Source organism: Rouxiella sp. Mn2063, assembly GCF_049319665.1.
Lineage (GTDB): Bacteria > Pseudomonadota > Gammaproteobacteria > Enterobacterales > Enterobacteriaceae > JBMOUD01.
Window position 1 is genome coordinate 72,306 of record NZ_JBMOUD010000001.1, and the last position, 15,498, is coordinate 87,803.

Below are 15,498 nucleotides of genomic sequence, written 5' to 3' on the forward strand. Positions count from 1 at the left end.
TGACTTTGCTCACAGATGTTACCGCTACCCTTGATTAGAGTCTGGATCGTTACGATTGATGTCATAACCGACATCAAGATACTGAGAACAAGATGTTTATAAGTAACAACATACATTAAGCAAACACCGATAAAACAAAAGGTAGCGCCATGCTGAAAGACTGGCTAACAGCAGAAACTATACAAAGAAGACCTGATATCAATGATTGGCGTGAGGCAATTGAAGCCAGTGCCGCCCCGTTGTTAAGTAATAAGGCGATTACCCCGGCTTATGTTGCGGCTATTTTTGAGCAGCATGAAAAACTGGGGCCTTATTTCGTATTGGCTCCAGGCATTGCTATGCCACACGCCAGACCAGAGGACGGCGCGAATGCGTTAGGATTATCGCTGGTTACCTTGCCGCAGGGTGTAGTGTTTAATTCTGAAGATAATGATCCGGTATACAGCGTGGTGATGTTATCAGCTCCTGATAAACACAGTCATATTGAATTGATCTCCGAGTTAGCTGAGTTATTTTCAAACGAAGAAGATATGTTGAGGATCGGGCAGGCGGAGGATATCGCCACAATAGAGGATATTATTTCCCGCTATTAGTAGGGAATATAAAATAGATGGCATAAAGCCATGAAATAAAATCAGTGTTCCACTATAAGTCAGTGTTCCACTATGCTGTTAACATCAGAATAATTATGGTGTAGTTCCCTACATTTAAACACAGGTGAAGAAAATGAAAATTATGGCGATTTGCGGTAACGGTTTAGGCAGTAGCTTTATGGTTGAGATGAATATTAAGAAAGTATTAAAAAAACTCAATATTACTGCCGAAGTCGCACATGCTGATTTATCTTCCGCTATTCCAAGCGAAGCCGATCTTTTTGTGATGGCAAAAGATATTGCTGCGAGTGCTAATATTCCTGACAATCAACTGGTTGTTATTACTAATCTGGTTGATATTAAAGAACTTGAAACCAAGCTGACGGCTTACTTCGAGAATAAGTAACCTAATTTATTATCCAAGTAACTTCAAGATGCTGGTCGTCACTTTTCCTGCACCTTGAAGGGCAAAGGATATATGCCCAAAGTGTCGAGAATCAGGTGAGCGAGGGAAGCCATTACCCCTGTTTCTTGAAGTATCACGGGTGTATTTTAGATACAGATGAGGTGGATATGTTTATCCAAGAAACGCTCAAGTTTGTTGTTGATATATTAAAAGTACCGTCAGTATTGGTTGGTCTTATCGCGTTAATAGGATTGGTTGCACAGAAAAAAGGTTTTTCTGATGTCGTGAAAGGCACAGTAAAAACAATATTAGGATTTTTAGTCTTAGCCGGTGGTGCGACGGTATTAGTTGGTGCACTTAATCCATTGGGTGGCATGTTTGAACATGCGTTTAATATTCAAGGGATCATTCCTAATAATGAAGCGATCGTCTCTATCGCCATGGCAAAATTTGGTGCACCTACTGCATTGATTATGGCTTTTGGTATGGTCGCCAACTTAATTGTTGCGCGTTTTACTCGCTTAAAATACGTATTTCTGACCGGTCATCATACTTTCTATATGGCTTGTATGATTAGCGTAATCTTAACCGTTGCAGGTTTTGAAGGCGTCACGCTGGTATTTACTGGTTCACTGTTATTAGGTCTTATCATGGCGTTCTTCCCGGCATTTGCGCATCCTTATATGCGTAAAGTGACCGGTAGTGATGATGTTGCTCTGGGCCACTTCGGTACTTTTGGCTATATGCTTTCGGGCTGGGTCGGCAGTATCGTTGGTAAAAACTCTCGTTCTACGGAAGAGATGAATTTACCGAAGAACCTCAGTTTCTTGCGCGATAGTTCAATCTCTATCTCGCTGACCATGATTGTTATTTATCTGATTCTGGCAGTGTTTGCCGGGCAGATTTTTGTTGAGAAGACTTACAGTGAAGGGCAAAACTATCTGGTTTATTCCATCATCATGGCGATTACCTTTGCGGCGGGTGTGTTTATCATTCTGCAAGGCGTACGTCTGATTTTGGCTGAGATCATTCCTGCTTTTGTTGGTTTCTCAGAAAAATTGGTACCTAATGCGCGTCCGGCATTGGATTGCCCAATTGTATATCCTTACGCACCTAATGCCGTGTTAATTGGTTTCTTATTCAGCTTCCTTGGCGGTTTGGTTGGATTGTTCCTGCTGGGGGAAATGAAGCTGGTGTTGATTCTGCCTGGCGTGGTACCGCACTTCTTTACCGGGGCAACGGCTGGTGTATTCGGTAATGCAACAGGCGGGCGTCGTGGTGCGATGGCGGGTTCATTTGCCAACGGACTGCTAATCACCTTCTTGCCAGTGTTACTGTTGCCGGTTCTTGGTGCGCTTGGTTTTGCTAACACGACGTTCTCTGATGCCGACTTTGGTGTACTGGGGATTGTGTTTGGTAATCTGGCACGCTTTATGTCTAAAGAAGCAATTATGGGGCTGATTATCGCTATCTTTGCTGCGCTGGTCGCTTATAACTACTTGGGTAAAAAAGCACCTAAGAAAGAAGCAGAGTAACCGCCGACCGCGTGTGTTCTGTTTAAGCAGTAGAAAATAAAACGCCGACCATATGGTCGGCGTTTTGCATTAGCCTGATGCTCAGTATCGAGCAAAGCGTTATGCAGATTAGCCTTCGTTTTGCGCAGACTGAATCGCGGTCAGCGCCACGGTGTAAACGATATCGTCTACCAGTGCACCGCGTGACAGGTCGTTGACCGGTTTACGCATACCTTGCAGCATTGGCCCGATAGACACCAGGTCTGCTGAACGTTGTACCGCTTTGTAGGTGGTGTTACCCGTGTTCAAGTCAGGGAAGATGAACACAGTCGCTTTACCTGCAACCGGAGAGTTTGGTGCTTTGGATTTTGCTACGTCAGCCATGATGGCCGCATCGTACTGCAGAGGGCCGTCGATGATCAGGTCTGGACGTTTTTCCTGTGCTAAACGCGTTGCTTCACGGACTTTCTCGACGTCGCTACCCGCACCAGAGTTACCGGTTGAGTAGGAGATCATCGCAACACGTGGCTCAATGCCGAAGGCGGCAGCAGAATCTGCAGACTGAATAGCAATCTCAGACAGCTGTTCTGCGGTAGGATCTGGGTTGATCGCGCAGTCACCGTAAACTAAAACTTGATCCGGCAGCAACATGAAGAACACAGAGGAAACCAATGAGCTGCCAGGTGCGGTTTTAATTAACTGCAACGGTGGACGAATGGTGTTAGCAGTAGTGTGCACGGCACCAGAAACCAGCCCATCAACTTCACCTTTCTCCAGCATCAAGGTGCCGAGAACTACGTTGTCTTCCAACTGCTCACGGGCAACAACTTCGGTCATGCCTTTGCTTTTACGCAGTTCAACCAGACGGGCAACGTACTCTTCACGCACGGCAACCGGGTCGACAATCTTAATGCCTTTACCCAGTTCAACGCCTTGTACAGCTGCAACGCGTTTAATCTCTTCCGGATCGCCCAGCAACACACATTCTGCGATACCGCGTTCAGCACAAAGAGAAGCGGCCTTGACGGTGCGTGGCTCATCGCCTTCTGGCAGCACGATACGTTTGTTAGCGCTGCGAGCCAGTTCGGTCAACTGATAACGGAACGCCGGTGGAGACAGGCGGCGAGACAGTTCTGAATGTGCAGTCAGTGAGTCAATCCACTCGCTATTGATATGTGAAGCAACGTATTGCTGCACTTTCTCGATACGCTGGTGATCGTCCGCCGGTACTTCCAGGCTGAAGCTTTGCAGGTTCAGAGAGGTCTGCCAGGTATTGGTGTTGACGCGGAAGACAGGCAGGCCAGTCTGGAATGCGCGCTCGCAAAGTTTGTTAATGGAGTCATCAATTTCATAACCACCGGTCAGCAAAATAGCGCCAATTTCAACGCCGTTCATTGCTGCCAGGCAGGCCGCAACCAATACGTCTGGGCGGTCAGCTGAAGTCACTAACAGTGAGCCTGGGCGGAAATGCTCAAGCATATGTGGAATGCTGCGCGCACAGAAGGTCACAGATTTAACGCGGCGAGTATTGATATCGCCTTCGTTGATCACGCAAGCATTCAAGTGCTTAACCATATCGATAGCACGAGTCGCGATCAGTTCGAAGCTCCATGGAATGCAGCCTAAAACTGGCAGCGGGCTGTCGGCAAACAGCTGTTGAGGATCGATGTGCGCGACGTTAGCTTTGTTTGAATCATCAAAGATTTCAGACAGATCAGGACGAGTACGGCCTTGCTCATCAACGGGAGCATTAAGTTTGTTGATGATGACGCCAGTGATGCTGGTATTTTTGCTGCCACCAAAGCTGGTGCGCGCCAGTTCAATACGCTCTTTGAGTTGATCGGGCGAGTCATTACCAAGTGCCAGAACAAAAACAATTTCAGCGTTCAGTGTTTTAGCAATTTCATAGTTCAAGGCGTTCGCAAACTGATGCTTACGTGTTGGTACCAAGCCTTCAACCAGCACGACTTCGGCATTTTGCGTGTTGGCGTGATAGCGAGCGACGATCTCTTCCATCAGGACATCTTGCTGGTTGCTGCTCAGCAAGCTTTCAACATGGCTCATTTTCAGCGGTTCGGCAGCTGGCACTGAAGAGTGGGCGCGAATGATGGTGGTGGTTTGATCGAGTTCATCAGCATCATTACGCGGCTGCGCGATAGGCTTGAAGATACTTAGGCTGACGCCTTTCTGTTCCATGGCACGGATCACGCCAAGGCTGACGCTAGTCAGGCCGACGCTGGTGCCTGTCGGGATCAACATAATTGTACGGGACACGGTAAACCTCTTTGACTATTTACTACCTGGCAGGAGAGCGACGTGGAGGAAAACGATATTGGTGTGACCTGAGCATGACTGCTTAAGTGACCTTGATGTTCAACTCACAACGCTCACCTATAATGAAAAACTGCCGGTTAAAGACCGGCAGTTTATATAACGTTATGCGCTTAGACGCGCTGCGTCTTGAGCGATCACCAGCTCTTCATTGGTTGGGATAACCAGAGCAGGGCGGGTGCCTTCTTTATGGATTGGACCTGATTTGCCGAAACGAGCCGCTAGGTTGCGTGCTTCATCAACTTCCAGACCCAGCAGGCCAAGTTTGTTCAGCGTCAGTTCACGTACCAGCGCAGAGTTCTCACCAATACCACCGGTGAAGATAACTGCATCCAGACGGCCTTCCATCAGCGCTGCATAAGCACCAATGTATTTAGCCAGGCGGTGAGTGAACACATCCATTGCACGTTTAGCATCGGCTTTGCTGTCATAGTTGTCTTCAACATAACGGCAATCGCTAGTTACTTCGGTCAAACCGAGCAGACCAGATTCTTTGGTCAGCATCTTGTTGATTTGCTCAACGCTCATACCCAAAGCATCGTGCAGATGGAACACAATCGCAGGGTCGATATCGCCGCTACGGGTGCCCATTACCAAGCCTTCCAACGGCGTCAGACCCATTGAGGTGTCAACGCATTTACCATTACGAATGGCGCTAACAGAACCACCGTTACCCAGGTGACAAGTGATCAGGTTCACTTCTTCAACCGGTTTGTTCAGTACTTTGGCCGCTTCTTGAGTCACATAGAAGTGGCTAGTGCCGTGTGCGCCGTAACGACGAATGTGGTGATCTTTATACAGAGAGTACGGCAGCGCGTATAAATATGATTCTTCCGGCATGGTCTGATGGAAGGCAGTATCAAATACCGCAACATTTTTATCAGCCAGTTTTGGGAAGGATTTCAATGCTTCAGCGATACCAATCAAGTGCGCCGGGTTATGCAGCGGTGCAAATGGGATAGAATCTTTGATACCCTGTAAAACATCGCTGTTGATCAGCGCTGATTTAGTGAATTTATCGCCACCGTGAACGATGCGGTGGCCAATAGCCACGAGCTGCGCGGAAAGTTCAGGTTTTTCGGCCAGAATAGTGTTAACAATATAGGTCAGAGCTTCGCTGTGCGCCGCGCCAGCACCTAATGCTGCCTCGTGTTTTGCGCCATCGAGTTTCCATTTGATACGGGCTTCTGGTAGATGGAAGCATTCAGCCAAACCTGAAATGTGTTCTTCACCGTTTACCGCATCAATGATAGCGAATTTCAGTGAAGAGCTACCGCAGTTAAGCACCAATACTAACTTACTTGACATGGATGGTCCTATTATATGAGTTGGTGTCGTTCACGCTTCCCCGATAAATGGCACTAAGCACGGGCGGGGGAGCAAGTAAAAACAAAACACTTGGTTAATATACAGTCAATCAGGCACCAAGCGTAGCGCATAATGGTGTTGATAAAGATGATTAACGTCATGCCGCAGACTGTTAGTTAGCATGATCGTGAAAAGCAATAAAACGGCTTCTCAAACCAAGTAGAACAGTGACCAGAAGGCTGGTATAGGATACCGATAGCCCGTTATAAAAACAAAATATATTTAGCCATGATAAAATCCAGTTTGCTTCTTAAAACTATTTTTTAAAAATTACATGTGAAGTTGAGGTGAATATGACGAGTAAACCATCAGGTTCAATCGGTTGGTTCCAGGTTTTCCAACGTGGTCAGCATTACATGAAAACCTGGCCGTCAAACAAGCGTCTGGCACCCGTGTTTCCTGAAAACCGGATCTCGACTGCAACGCGTTTTGCGGTGCGCTTTATGCCGCCATTGGCCGTGTTTACTCTGACATGGCAAATCGCTCTTGGTGGGCAGTTGGGACCGGCCGTGGCAACATCAATTTTTGCCTGTAGTTTGCCGATGCAAGGCTTGTGGTGGTTAGGGCGTCGTTCTATTACGCCACTGCCACCAACATTATTGAATTGGTTTCATGAAGTGCGCCACAAACTAAGCGAAGCTGGCCAGGCGTTAGCACCTATAGAAGGTGAACCAACCTACCAGTCCTTGGCAGATGTACTCAAACGTGCGTTTAAACAGTTAGACAAAACATTTTTGGACGATCTATAGCACTCTGCCTTCCAGCAGAGTGTGCAACTTAACGAATTGATCAATTGCCCAAGCGCAGTACTCACTGCGCGATTTTTAATGGTTAAGACTTATTAAGGAGTCGCCTGTGGAGTGCAAAGGTTTTCTGTTCGACCTTGATGGAACGCTAGTGGATTCATTGCCTGCCGTAGAACGTGCCTGGAGTAATTGGGCCTTGAGTTACGGTAAAGATCCGCAAGAGGTGCTGGCTTTTATCCATGGTAAGCAGGCGATAACTTCGTTGCGGCATTTTATGGCGGGGGAGAGTGAGGAACAGATTCAGCAGGCTTTTTTGGCATTGGAGCAGAATGAAGCCGAAGATACCGCTGGTGTAACGGCGCTACCGGGCGCGCATAAGTTGCTAAATGAGCTCAATCGTCAAAATATTCCGTGGGCTATTGTGACGTCGGGATCAATCCCTGTCGCCAGCGCGCGTCATGCAGCAGCAAATCTGCCTAAGCCGGAAGTCTTTATTACCGCAGAGCAGGTTCAGCATGGTAAACCTCGTCCTGACGCTTATTTATTGGGAGCCGAACGACTTGGCTTGGCGCCTGAGGACTGTGTCGTGGTGGAGGATGCGCCTGCGGGTGTCATGTCTGGTTTGGCTGCAGGCTGTAAAGTCATCGCAGTGAATGCGCCTGAGGATACGCCAGGAATTGAGCGAGTCGATATGGTGCTGAGCAGTCTTGATACATTGCAAGTCAATCAACGTGCAGATTTGGTCACCGTTTCTTTGGTATAGCTTGTCATCGCTACCAAGATTGATAATACGGCTTTATAGAGGCCCCGAATTTATCGGGGCTTTTTTTCATCTTAGATAAAAGTGAGCTTAGGTAAAGCGCAAGTGTTGATGGTTACAATGGGGAGTCAAAACTTATTTCGTCTAAAGATAGGCTAAAGCTGGGGATAAATACTTCCATAAAGTAATCCATTTCTGGGCTTTGGCGCTGAGCCAGCGTTTTTTCCAAGCGCGCTTTGGCCAGCTTGAATTCATTATTCCCGGCTTCCAACTCTTCCAAGCATTTCAAATAAGCGCATAGCGCATCAGCTTGTTTAACGGTACTTTTTTCATCATCGCTATAGTGATTTTCATCGATGAGGCAACGAAAGTCATCCTGTAGATCTTCTGGTAGCATCTCAATGAGCTTCTGCTGGGCGATTTTTTCTATCTTTTTATATTCATGAGAAATTTGCGGATTATAGTATTTGATTGGCGTGGGTAAATCGCCGGTGAGTACTTCGCTGGCATCGTGATACATCGCCAGCAATGCCACGCGCTCCGCATTCAGATTACCGTTAAATTTTCTATTTTTTATCAATGCTAAGGCATGGGCAACAAAAGCAACCTGGAGGCTATGTTCGGAGACATTTTCAGTACGGACATTGCGCATCAGTGGCCAGCGGCCGATTAATTTCATGCGCGACAGGTGGGCAAAAAAGTGGCTTTGGTTCATAAGTCTCTCCGACAACAGCGTGAACAGGCGGTTATTGTGAGCAGTATGTATCCGTTATGCAATTGCGAAATAGCGTCAAGGTGTAGAAAGAAAAAAGGTGCAGATAATCTGCACCTTGAGGTTTTTTAGGCGAAATTACTGGCGATAGGTTTCGAGGAAACGACCTAATTTATTGACCGCCATTTCCAGCTCATCAACGCGAGGCAGAGTAACAATTCGCACGTGGTCCGGATAAGGCCAGTTAAAGGCCGTACCTTGAACCAGCAGGACTTTTTGCTGTAACAGCAAGTCCAGCACCAGTTTTTGGTCGTCATGAATATTGAAGCGTTTAGCATCAATACGCGGGAACATATACAACGCACCGCGTGGTTTTACGCAAGATACGCCTGGGATCTGATTGATAAGCTCCCAGGCTCTGTCGCGTTGTTCAACCAGACGGCCGCCGGGGCGAATAAACTCGCTAATGCTCTGATAACCGCCGAGCGCAGTTTGAATGGCGTGTTGCATTGGAACGTTGGCACACAGACGCATGGATGCCAACATTTCCAAACCTTCGATATAGCCTTTTGCGTGTTTCTTTGGCCCATTAAGCACCATCCAACCTTGGCGGAAACCAGCAACACGGTACGTTTTGGATAATCCGTTAAAGGTGACGGTCAGTAAGTCCGGACACAGTGCAGCAATAGAAATATGCTCTGCTTCGTCATAAAGGATTTTGTCGTAAATTTCGTCGGAGAAAATGATCAGGTTATGTTCACGAGCCAGCTCGACAACCTGCATTAGCAGTTCTTTGCTATAGACCGCACCTGTTGGGTTATTCGGATTGATAATCACAATACCGCGAGTGCGCGGGGTGATTTTTGCACGAATGTCTTCAAGATCCGGGAACCAATCGGCTCCTTCATCGCACATATAGTGCACGGCTTTGCCACCGGAAAGCGAAACTGCTGCGGTCCAAAGCGGGTAGTCCGGTGCCGGGACTAGCATTTCATCGCCTGTATTAAGCAGGGCTTGCATTGATTGCACAATCAGCTCTGACACGCCGTTACCGATATAAATATCTTCGACGGTAATATCTCGCATTCCACGCGCTTGATAGTGTTGCATGATGGCTTTACGGGCTGAGAACAGACCCTTGGAGTCACAATAGCCTTGTGCAGTTGGCAGATTACGGATGACATCAACCAAGATTTCGTCCGGAGCGTCAAAACCAAAAGGGGCAGGGTTGCCGATATTCAGTTTTAGAACTTTGTTGCCTTCTTCTTCGAGACGTTTTGCTTCTTTTAGTACTGGACCGCGAATGTCATAGCAAACGTTGTCTAGTTTATGCGATTTTTCAATAGGGGACATGTCAGTGTGGGCCTTTTGGGTTAAACCTGTTCTTTATCCTTTAACAGGGCTTACTTGCAACAATGCTAAGCAAACAATTTACTCTCACCTTGGGGGTTTTTGAAGGGGGACGCATCGCTTTAGTGCAAAACAGGTTCTTGCTGCATCACGATGTATCATTCGCTGGTGTTTATTCTCATGTATCTGGTTGATCAGGTTGTCATAAAATAATCTTTTAGCACGAAAATCTAAATGAGGTACTAAAGGTCTCAGCTATTGTATGGATTATCTTACATATTCAGATAGTTGTTGTTTAATAAAGTGAGAATAAGACCATATTTTTATTCTGGTTATTTTTCTTAAGTTAAAAAGTGATGAAGTTTTAAATGAAATCAACATGCCTCATTATGCCTGATATTTTTTTGACTTTTTATGCAGCGCAAAATAAACCCCATGTTAAATCTTTGTGAACAATAAAGATTATCACATAACAAATAAGCTTGGTAAGTAATGAGTTAAAGTATCCGAATATTTGGTAAGTAAAGATAATGAATTGCACATCTAATAATAAGAAAAAGATTAAGATAAGATAATTCTTAATGATTTACATCGATAGAATCATAAGAATAAACCAATGTAATCATATAAAATAATTGTACTGTTTTTCTTGTGGTTGTCAGTGCTGTCATATAAAAGGCCAACATTATCAATCGGTTGGTTTTTACTTCTTCGTGAGCATCAATCTACTGACTTTAGATACCTATACAGTAGTAATTTTACTGAATGAGCATATAAAAACTTTCCGTAAAGCGATTTTTAATTAATTGAATTTAAATATGATTTAAAGACACCTGACGCAGTGCATCCTTAAGATTGAGTGGTGGCGTACAAATATTTCATATTTCTTCATTATCTAACGAGTGAGCGCCTTACATATCTGTTATTCTGCGCGATGTGTGATGTTTTACACACTTCCAGGGTAGCGTGTTATTAGATTTTAAAAGTGAAGAAAAACTATGACAAATGCAAATCGTCCAATTCTCAATCTTGATCTTGATCTGCTTAGGACTTTTGTAGCTGTAGCTGATTTAAATACATTTGCTGCCGCTGCAGCAGCTGTTTGCCGTACTCAATCAGCAGTGAGTCAACAGATGCAACGTCTGGAGCAATTAGTCGACAAAGAGCTTTTTGCCCGGCACGGGCGCAATAAATTACTCACGGAACATGGTATTCAATTGCTGGGGTATGCAAGAAAAATACTACGTTTTAATGATGAGGCTTGTGCATCACTCATGTACAGCGATGTGCAAGGAGGGGTGACGATCGGTGCCTCTGATGATACCGCAGATACAATTCTGCCGTTTTTGTTAAACCGAGTAACGTCGGTTTATCCAAAGCTATCAATCGATGTTAGGGTGAAACGCAATCCTTACATGCTTCCGATGTTGGAAAATGAAGAGGTCGATTTAGCTATCACCACAGTGACATCTACCGATCATTCGCATGTTGTTCTGCGTACATCACCAACACTGTGGTACTGCGCTGCGGATTTTTCTTATCATGCGGGAGATACCGTACCGTTGGTTGTTCTGGATGAACCAAGTCCTTATCGTTCAATGGCTATCGAGCATCTTGAGAACGCAGGGGTATCTTGGCGCATTGCCTATGTTGCTTCTACGCTTTCTGCTGTACGTGCTGCGGTAAAAGCGGGGCTGGGTATCACCGCAAGGCCAATTGAAATGATGAGCCCTGAACTAAGGGTACTCGGCGAGCAGGAAGGATTACCAAGCCTGCCTAATACTCAGTATGTGTTGTGTAAAAATGATCGTTGTGAAAACGATTTGGCTATGGCTATCTTCACTGCTGTGGAGCAAGGGGCCGATCCTTATCTGCACAGTATATCTACCCAACAGCCGATTCAGGATGACGACCAAGAGTTTTTCATCGAGCCACAGTAATCAATCTTTTCTCCTATTAAGCCCTCTATACATTAGAGGGCTTAAAGAAGTGGTATTGATTTAGTAAAGTTATAAAAACAAACGCCTCGCCATTAAACTCCGCTATAACCTCTATTTTTGCTGCAAACCCTTATCCATATTCGTAAAAAAAACGGCTAAAGAAATTTATTCTCTTTGAGAAATTAGTTTGGGATGCTGATCTTGAATTGGCGTTTTTTTTGTACGAAAAATAGTTGGAAAACCGTCATCGTATTTTTATAGATTCAACAAGAGTTGATAAATCTACCGGTTTTATTTTAACAAATTTGCCAAAAATTTGCGCTGGATCAAAAAATACCCCTATTAATTGGGTGGAAGAAGCAGATATTCCTGCGACAATAAGAGGAGTAAGAGCAAAACACTCTCCTTCAGCAGTATGCACCTGATTTATCGACTTTTTATTACTGACACGATTTAGCTCCAGTCAGCGCATGTTATGTTAATAAAATGATAGATGTGTAAACTAATGTGGAGTTTCTTTTGTCAAAGTTGACAGAAGGTTATAGAAAAAGGTAAAAAGCCCACAGAAAAACACTGGTTTAGCTTGTGGTTAGGCCTTGTTTTCTTGTGGTTATTATCCTTCCCTTGAATCGATGTGGTGTGCAAACTGCCGACCAAAGAGCAGATGCGAAGCGCCGCTTTTGATGAGTAAGCATGAGTTATGTCAACAACCACTGAAGTTATCGCTCATAACTGGGCATTCGCAGTATTTCTTGTCGTTGCAATAGGTCTTTGTTGCCTGATGTTACTTGGTGCAGCGTTTCTTGGTGGAAAAACCCGGGGACGTAATACAGAAACGCCATTTGAGTCCGGTATTGCCTCTGTAGGCTCGGCTCGGTTGCGTTTGTCAGCCAAGTTTTATCTGGTCGCGATGTTTTTCGTGATTTTTGACGTCGAGGCTTTGTATCTCTATGCATGGTCAACGTCAATTCGTGAAAGCGGATGGATCGGATTCATCGAAGCTGCCATTTTCATTTTGGTACTGTTAGCTGGTCTCTTCTATCTGGTTCGCATTGGCGCTCTGGATTGGACGCCAACCCGTTCAAAAAGAGACTCTGTCAAACCTAGCCCAGCAATTGATACCAGCGGTCATTCGCAAAATCATCGCCAATAAATATAGTGAGGCATTAACATGGACTATACGCTCACACGCATAGACCCGGACGGTGAGAACGACCGTTACCCTCTTCAGAAAAAAGAAACAGTCGCCGATCCTATCGAACAAGAAGTTGGCCGCAGCGTGTATATGGGGAAACTCGAAGATGCGATGCATAACATGGTCAACTGGGGGCGTAAAAACTCTTTATGGCCGTTTAACTTCGGTCTTTCATGTTGTTATGTAGAAATGACTACCTCTTTCACCGCTGTCCATGACGTTGCGCGCTTTGGTTCTGAAGTTATCCGTGCTTCACCTCGCCAGGCAGACTTCATGGTTGTGGCCGGTACTTGCTTTACCAAAATGGCACCAGTTATTCAGCGTTTGTACGATCAAATGCTTGAACCTAAATGGGTTATCTCCATGGGGGCTTGTGCTAACTCTGGTGGCATGTACGACATCTACTCAGTCGTCCAGGGTGTCGATAAGTTCTTGCCGGTTGATGTTTATATCCCGGGTTGCCCACCACGTCCTGAAGCTTATATGCAGGCATTGTTGCTGTTGCAAGAGTCCATTGGCAAAGAGAGAAGACCTCTTTCATGGGTTGTTGGTGAACAGGGCGTTTACCGCGCCAATATGCAATCTGAAAAAGATCGTAAGCGCGCAGAACGTATTGCCGTGACTAACCTGCGTACACCTGACGAGATTTAAATTGTCCGTCAACCCTGAGGGGAGAAACAAGATCTTTGCGATGTAGCTAGGTGATATACCGTTTGACTAGTTAACAAATGTGACGCTCTTCCCCTTAGGCATAAATGACCATTTTGTGTGGTGAAAAAATATGACAGATTTGACGACGCAAGACCTCGCCCAGCCAGCATGGCAAACTCGTGATCATCTTGATGATCCAGTTATTGGCGAATTGCGTAACCGTTTTGGGCCAGAGGCCTTTACTGTTCAGCCGACTCGTACCGGTATCCCGGTGGTATGGGTAAAACGCGAACAGATACTGGAAATCATTACCTTCTTACGTAAATCGCCAAAACCTTATGTCATGCTTTACGATTTGCATGGCGTTGATGAGCGTTTACGTACTCACCGCGACGGTTTACCGGCCGCGGATTTTTCCGTTTTCTATCACCTGATTTCCATTGAGCGTAACCGCGATATCATGCTCAAGGTTGCGCTGGCGGAAAACGATCTGCATTTGCCAACACTGACCAAGATTTTTGCTAATGCCAACTGGTATGAGCGCGAAACCTGGGAAATGTTTGGTATTACTTTTGATGGTCACCCACATCTGACGCGTATCATGATGCCGCAGACTTGGGAAGGACATCCGCTGCGCAAAGACTATCCTGCGCGCGCGACAGAGTTCGATCCGTTCGAACTGACCAAGCAAAAAGAAGATCTGGAAATGGAAGCGCTGACCTTCAAACCCGAAGAATGGGGCATGAAGCGCGGCACTGAAAACGAAGATTTCATGTTCCTTAACCTCGGTCCTAACCACCCATCTGCGCACGGTGCATTCCGTATTGTGATGCAGCTTGATGGTGAAGAGATCGTCGACTGCGTACCAGATATCGGTTATCACCATCGTGGTGCTGAGAAAATGGGCGAACGCCAGTCTTGGCATAGCTACATTCCCTACACTGACCGTATTGAATACCTTGGTGGTTGTGTTAACGAAATGCCTTACGTGCTGGCGGTTGAAAAACTGGCTGGAATCACCGTTGGCGATCGTGTAAACACCATCCGCGTCATGCTGTCAGAGCTGTTCCGTATTAACAGCCACTTGTTGTACATCAGTACCTTTATTCAAGACGTCGGTGCGATGACACCGGTCTTCTTCGCCTTTACCGACCGCCAGAAAATTTATGATGTTGTGGAAGCGATTACTGGCTTCCGTATGCACCCGGCTTGGTTCCGTATCGGTGGCGTTGCCCATGACCTGCCAAAAGGCTGGGATCGTTTGCTACGCGACTTCCTGGAGTGGATGCCAAAACGTCTTGACTCTTATGTTAAGGCTGCGCTGAAAAACACCGTACTGATTGCTCGTGCTAAAGGTATCGCGGCTTACAACGCAGAAGATGCGTTAGCTTGGGGTACCACTGGCGCAGGTCTGCGTGCAACCGGTATCGATTTCGATGTGCGTAAATGGCGCCCATATTCTGGCTATGAGAACTTCGATTTTGAAGTGCCGGTCGGCGATGGTGTCAGCGATTGCTACTCACGTGTGATGTTGAAAGTTGAAGAGATGTGGCAGAGCCTGCGCATTCTGCAACAGTGTCTGGACAACATGCCAGAAGGCCCATTCAAAGCCGATCACCCGTTGACTACGCCCCCGCCAAAAGAGCGGACGTTGCAGCACATTGAAACGCTGATCACTCACTTCCTGCAAGTATCTTGGGGACCAGTGATGCCAGCGAACGAGTCGTTCCAGATGATCGAGGCGACCAAAGGGATCAACAGCTACTACCTGACCAGCGATGGCAGTACCATGAGTTATCGTACTCGCGTGCGTACCCCAAGCTTCCCACACTTGCAGCAGATCCCGTCAGTTATCCGTGGCAGCCTGGTATCCGACTTGGTCGTATATCTGGGCAGTATCGATTTTGTAATGTCAGATGTGGACCGCTAACG

Annotated in this window: 14 protein-coding genes; 10 read left to right on the top strand and 4 right to left on the bottom strand. The window is 46.1% G+C overall.

The annotated features are described in order from the left end of the window. The first annotated feature begins 149 nt into the window (after window positions 1–149). The 3 genes from ACL9RG_RS00345 (at window position 150) to ACL9RG_RS00355 (ending at window position 2,534) form a co-directional block, all read left to right on the top strand. Window positions 150–593: a PTS sugar transporter subunit IIA gene (locus ACL9RG_RS00345; RefSeq protein ID WP_422790582.1), complete on the top strand. Its 444-nt coding sequence runs from the start codon at window positions 150–152 to the stop codon at window positions 591–593. A 133-nt stretch (window positions 594–726) separates the two neighbouring features. Continuing rightward, window positions 727–999, top strand: coding sequence for a PTS sugar transporter subunit IIB (locus ACL9RG_RS00350; protein ID WP_422790583.1), 273 nt, complete (start codon window positions 727–729; stop codon window positions 997–999). Window positions 1,000–1,166: 167 nt separating this feature from the next. Further along, on the top strand, window positions 1,167–2,534 hold the full coding sequence (locus ACL9RG_RS00355; protein ID WP_422790584.1) for a PTS ascorbate transporter subunit IIC: 1,368 nt from the start codon (window positions 1,167–1,169) through the stop codon (window positions 2,532–2,534). A 108-nt stretch (window positions 2,535–2,642) separates the two neighbouring features. On the opposite strand, the gene pta is transcribed toward ACL9RG_RS00355, so the two are convergent. After that, the gene (gene pta, locus ACL9RG_RS00360) at window positions 2,643–4,772 is read right to left on the bottom strand and encodes a phosphate acetyltransferase (protein ID WP_422791151.1); all 2,130 of its coding nucleotides are present in this window, start codon (window positions 4,770–4,772) and stop codon (window positions 2,643–2,645) included. A 177-nt stretch (window positions 4,773–4,949) separates the two neighbouring features. Next, window positions 4,950–6,152: an acetate kinase gene (ackA, locus tag ACL9RG_RS00365; RefSeq protein ID WP_422790585.1), complete on the bottom strand. Its 1,203-nt coding sequence runs from the start codon at window positions 6,150–6,152 to the stop codon at window positions 4,950–4,952. A 353-nt stretch (window positions 6,153–6,505) separates the two neighbouring features. On the opposite strand from ackA, the gene yfbV reads away from it, so the two are divergent. Next, window positions 6,506–6,961 carry a terminus macrodomain insulation protein YfbV gene (gene yfbV, locus ACL9RG_RS00370; RefSeq protein WP_422790586.1) on the top strand — a complete coding sequence of 152 codons (456 nt, stop codon included), beginning with the start codon at window positions 6,506–6,508 and terminating at the stop codon, window positions 6,959–6,961. Window positions 6,962–7,067: 106 nt separating this feature from the next. Further along, window positions 7,068–7,721 carry a sugar phosphatase gene (locus ACL9RG_RS00375; RefSeq protein WP_422790587.1) on the top strand — a complete coding sequence of 218 codons (654 nt, stop codon included), beginning with the start codon at window positions 7,068–7,070 and terminating at the stop codon, window positions 7,719–7,721. A gap of 112 nt (window positions 7,722–7,833) precedes the next feature. Here the strand turns inward: ACL9RG_RS00375 and yfbR are convergent, their stop codons facing one another. Both yfbR and ACL9RG_RS00385 read right to left on the bottom strand, forming a co-directional pair. Next, window positions 7,834–8,433: a 5'-deoxynucleotidase gene (gene yfbR, locus ACL9RG_RS00380; RefSeq protein ID WP_422790588.1), complete on the bottom strand. Its 600-nt coding sequence runs from the start codon at window positions 8,431–8,433 to the stop codon at window positions 7,834–7,836. 135 nt (window positions 8,434–8,568) lie between these two features. Next, complete coding sequence (locus tag ACL9RG_RS00385) at window positions 8,569–9,783, bottom strand: pyridoxal phosphate-dependent aminotransferase (protein ID WP_422790589.1); 1,215 nt, start codon at window positions 9,781–9,783, stop codon at window positions 8,569–8,571. Window positions 9,784–10,778: 995 nt separating this feature from the next. Between ACL9RG_RS00385 and lrhA the strand changes: the two genes are divergently transcribed. The 5 genes from lrhA to nuoC all read left to right on the top strand — a co-directional run bounded on the left by lrhA (window position 10,779) and on the right by nuoC (window position 15,496). Next, on the top strand, window positions 10,779–11,720 hold the full coding sequence (gene lrhA / locus ACL9RG_RS00390; protein ID WP_422790590.1) for a transcriptional regulator LrhA: 942 nt from the start codon (window positions 10,779–10,781) through the stop codon (window positions 11,718–11,720). Window positions 11,721–11,953: 233 nt separating this feature from the next. Beyond that, the gene (locus ACL9RG_RS00395; protein ID WP_422790591.1) at window positions 11,954–12,145 is read left to right on the top strand and encodes a hypothetical protein; all 192 of its coding nucleotides are present in this window, start codon (window positions 11,954–11,956) and stop codon (window positions 12,143–12,145) included. Window positions 12,146–12,420: 275 nt separating this feature from the next. Then, a complete protein-coding gene (locus ACL9RG_RS00400; protein ID WP_422790592.1) occupies window positions 12,421–12,873 on the top strand; it encodes an NADH-quinone oxidoreductase subunit A in 453 nt (150 codons plus the stop codon). Between the two features lie 18 nt (window positions 12,874–12,891). Further along, on the top strand, window positions 12,892–13,566 hold the full coding sequence (locus ACL9RG_RS00405) for a NuoB/complex I 20 kDa subunit family protein (RefSeq protein WP_422790593.1): 675 nt from the start codon (window positions 12,892–12,894) through the stop codon (window positions 13,564–13,566). A gap of 130 nt (window positions 13,567–13,696) precedes the next feature. Next, window positions 13,697–15,496: an NADH-quinone oxidoreductase subunit C/D gene (gene nuoC / locus ACL9RG_RS00410; protein ID WP_422790594.1), complete on the top strand. Its 1,800-nt coding sequence runs from the start codon at window positions 13,697–13,699 to the stop codon at window positions 15,494–15,496. Window positions 15,497–15,498 lie beyond the last annotated feature (2 nt).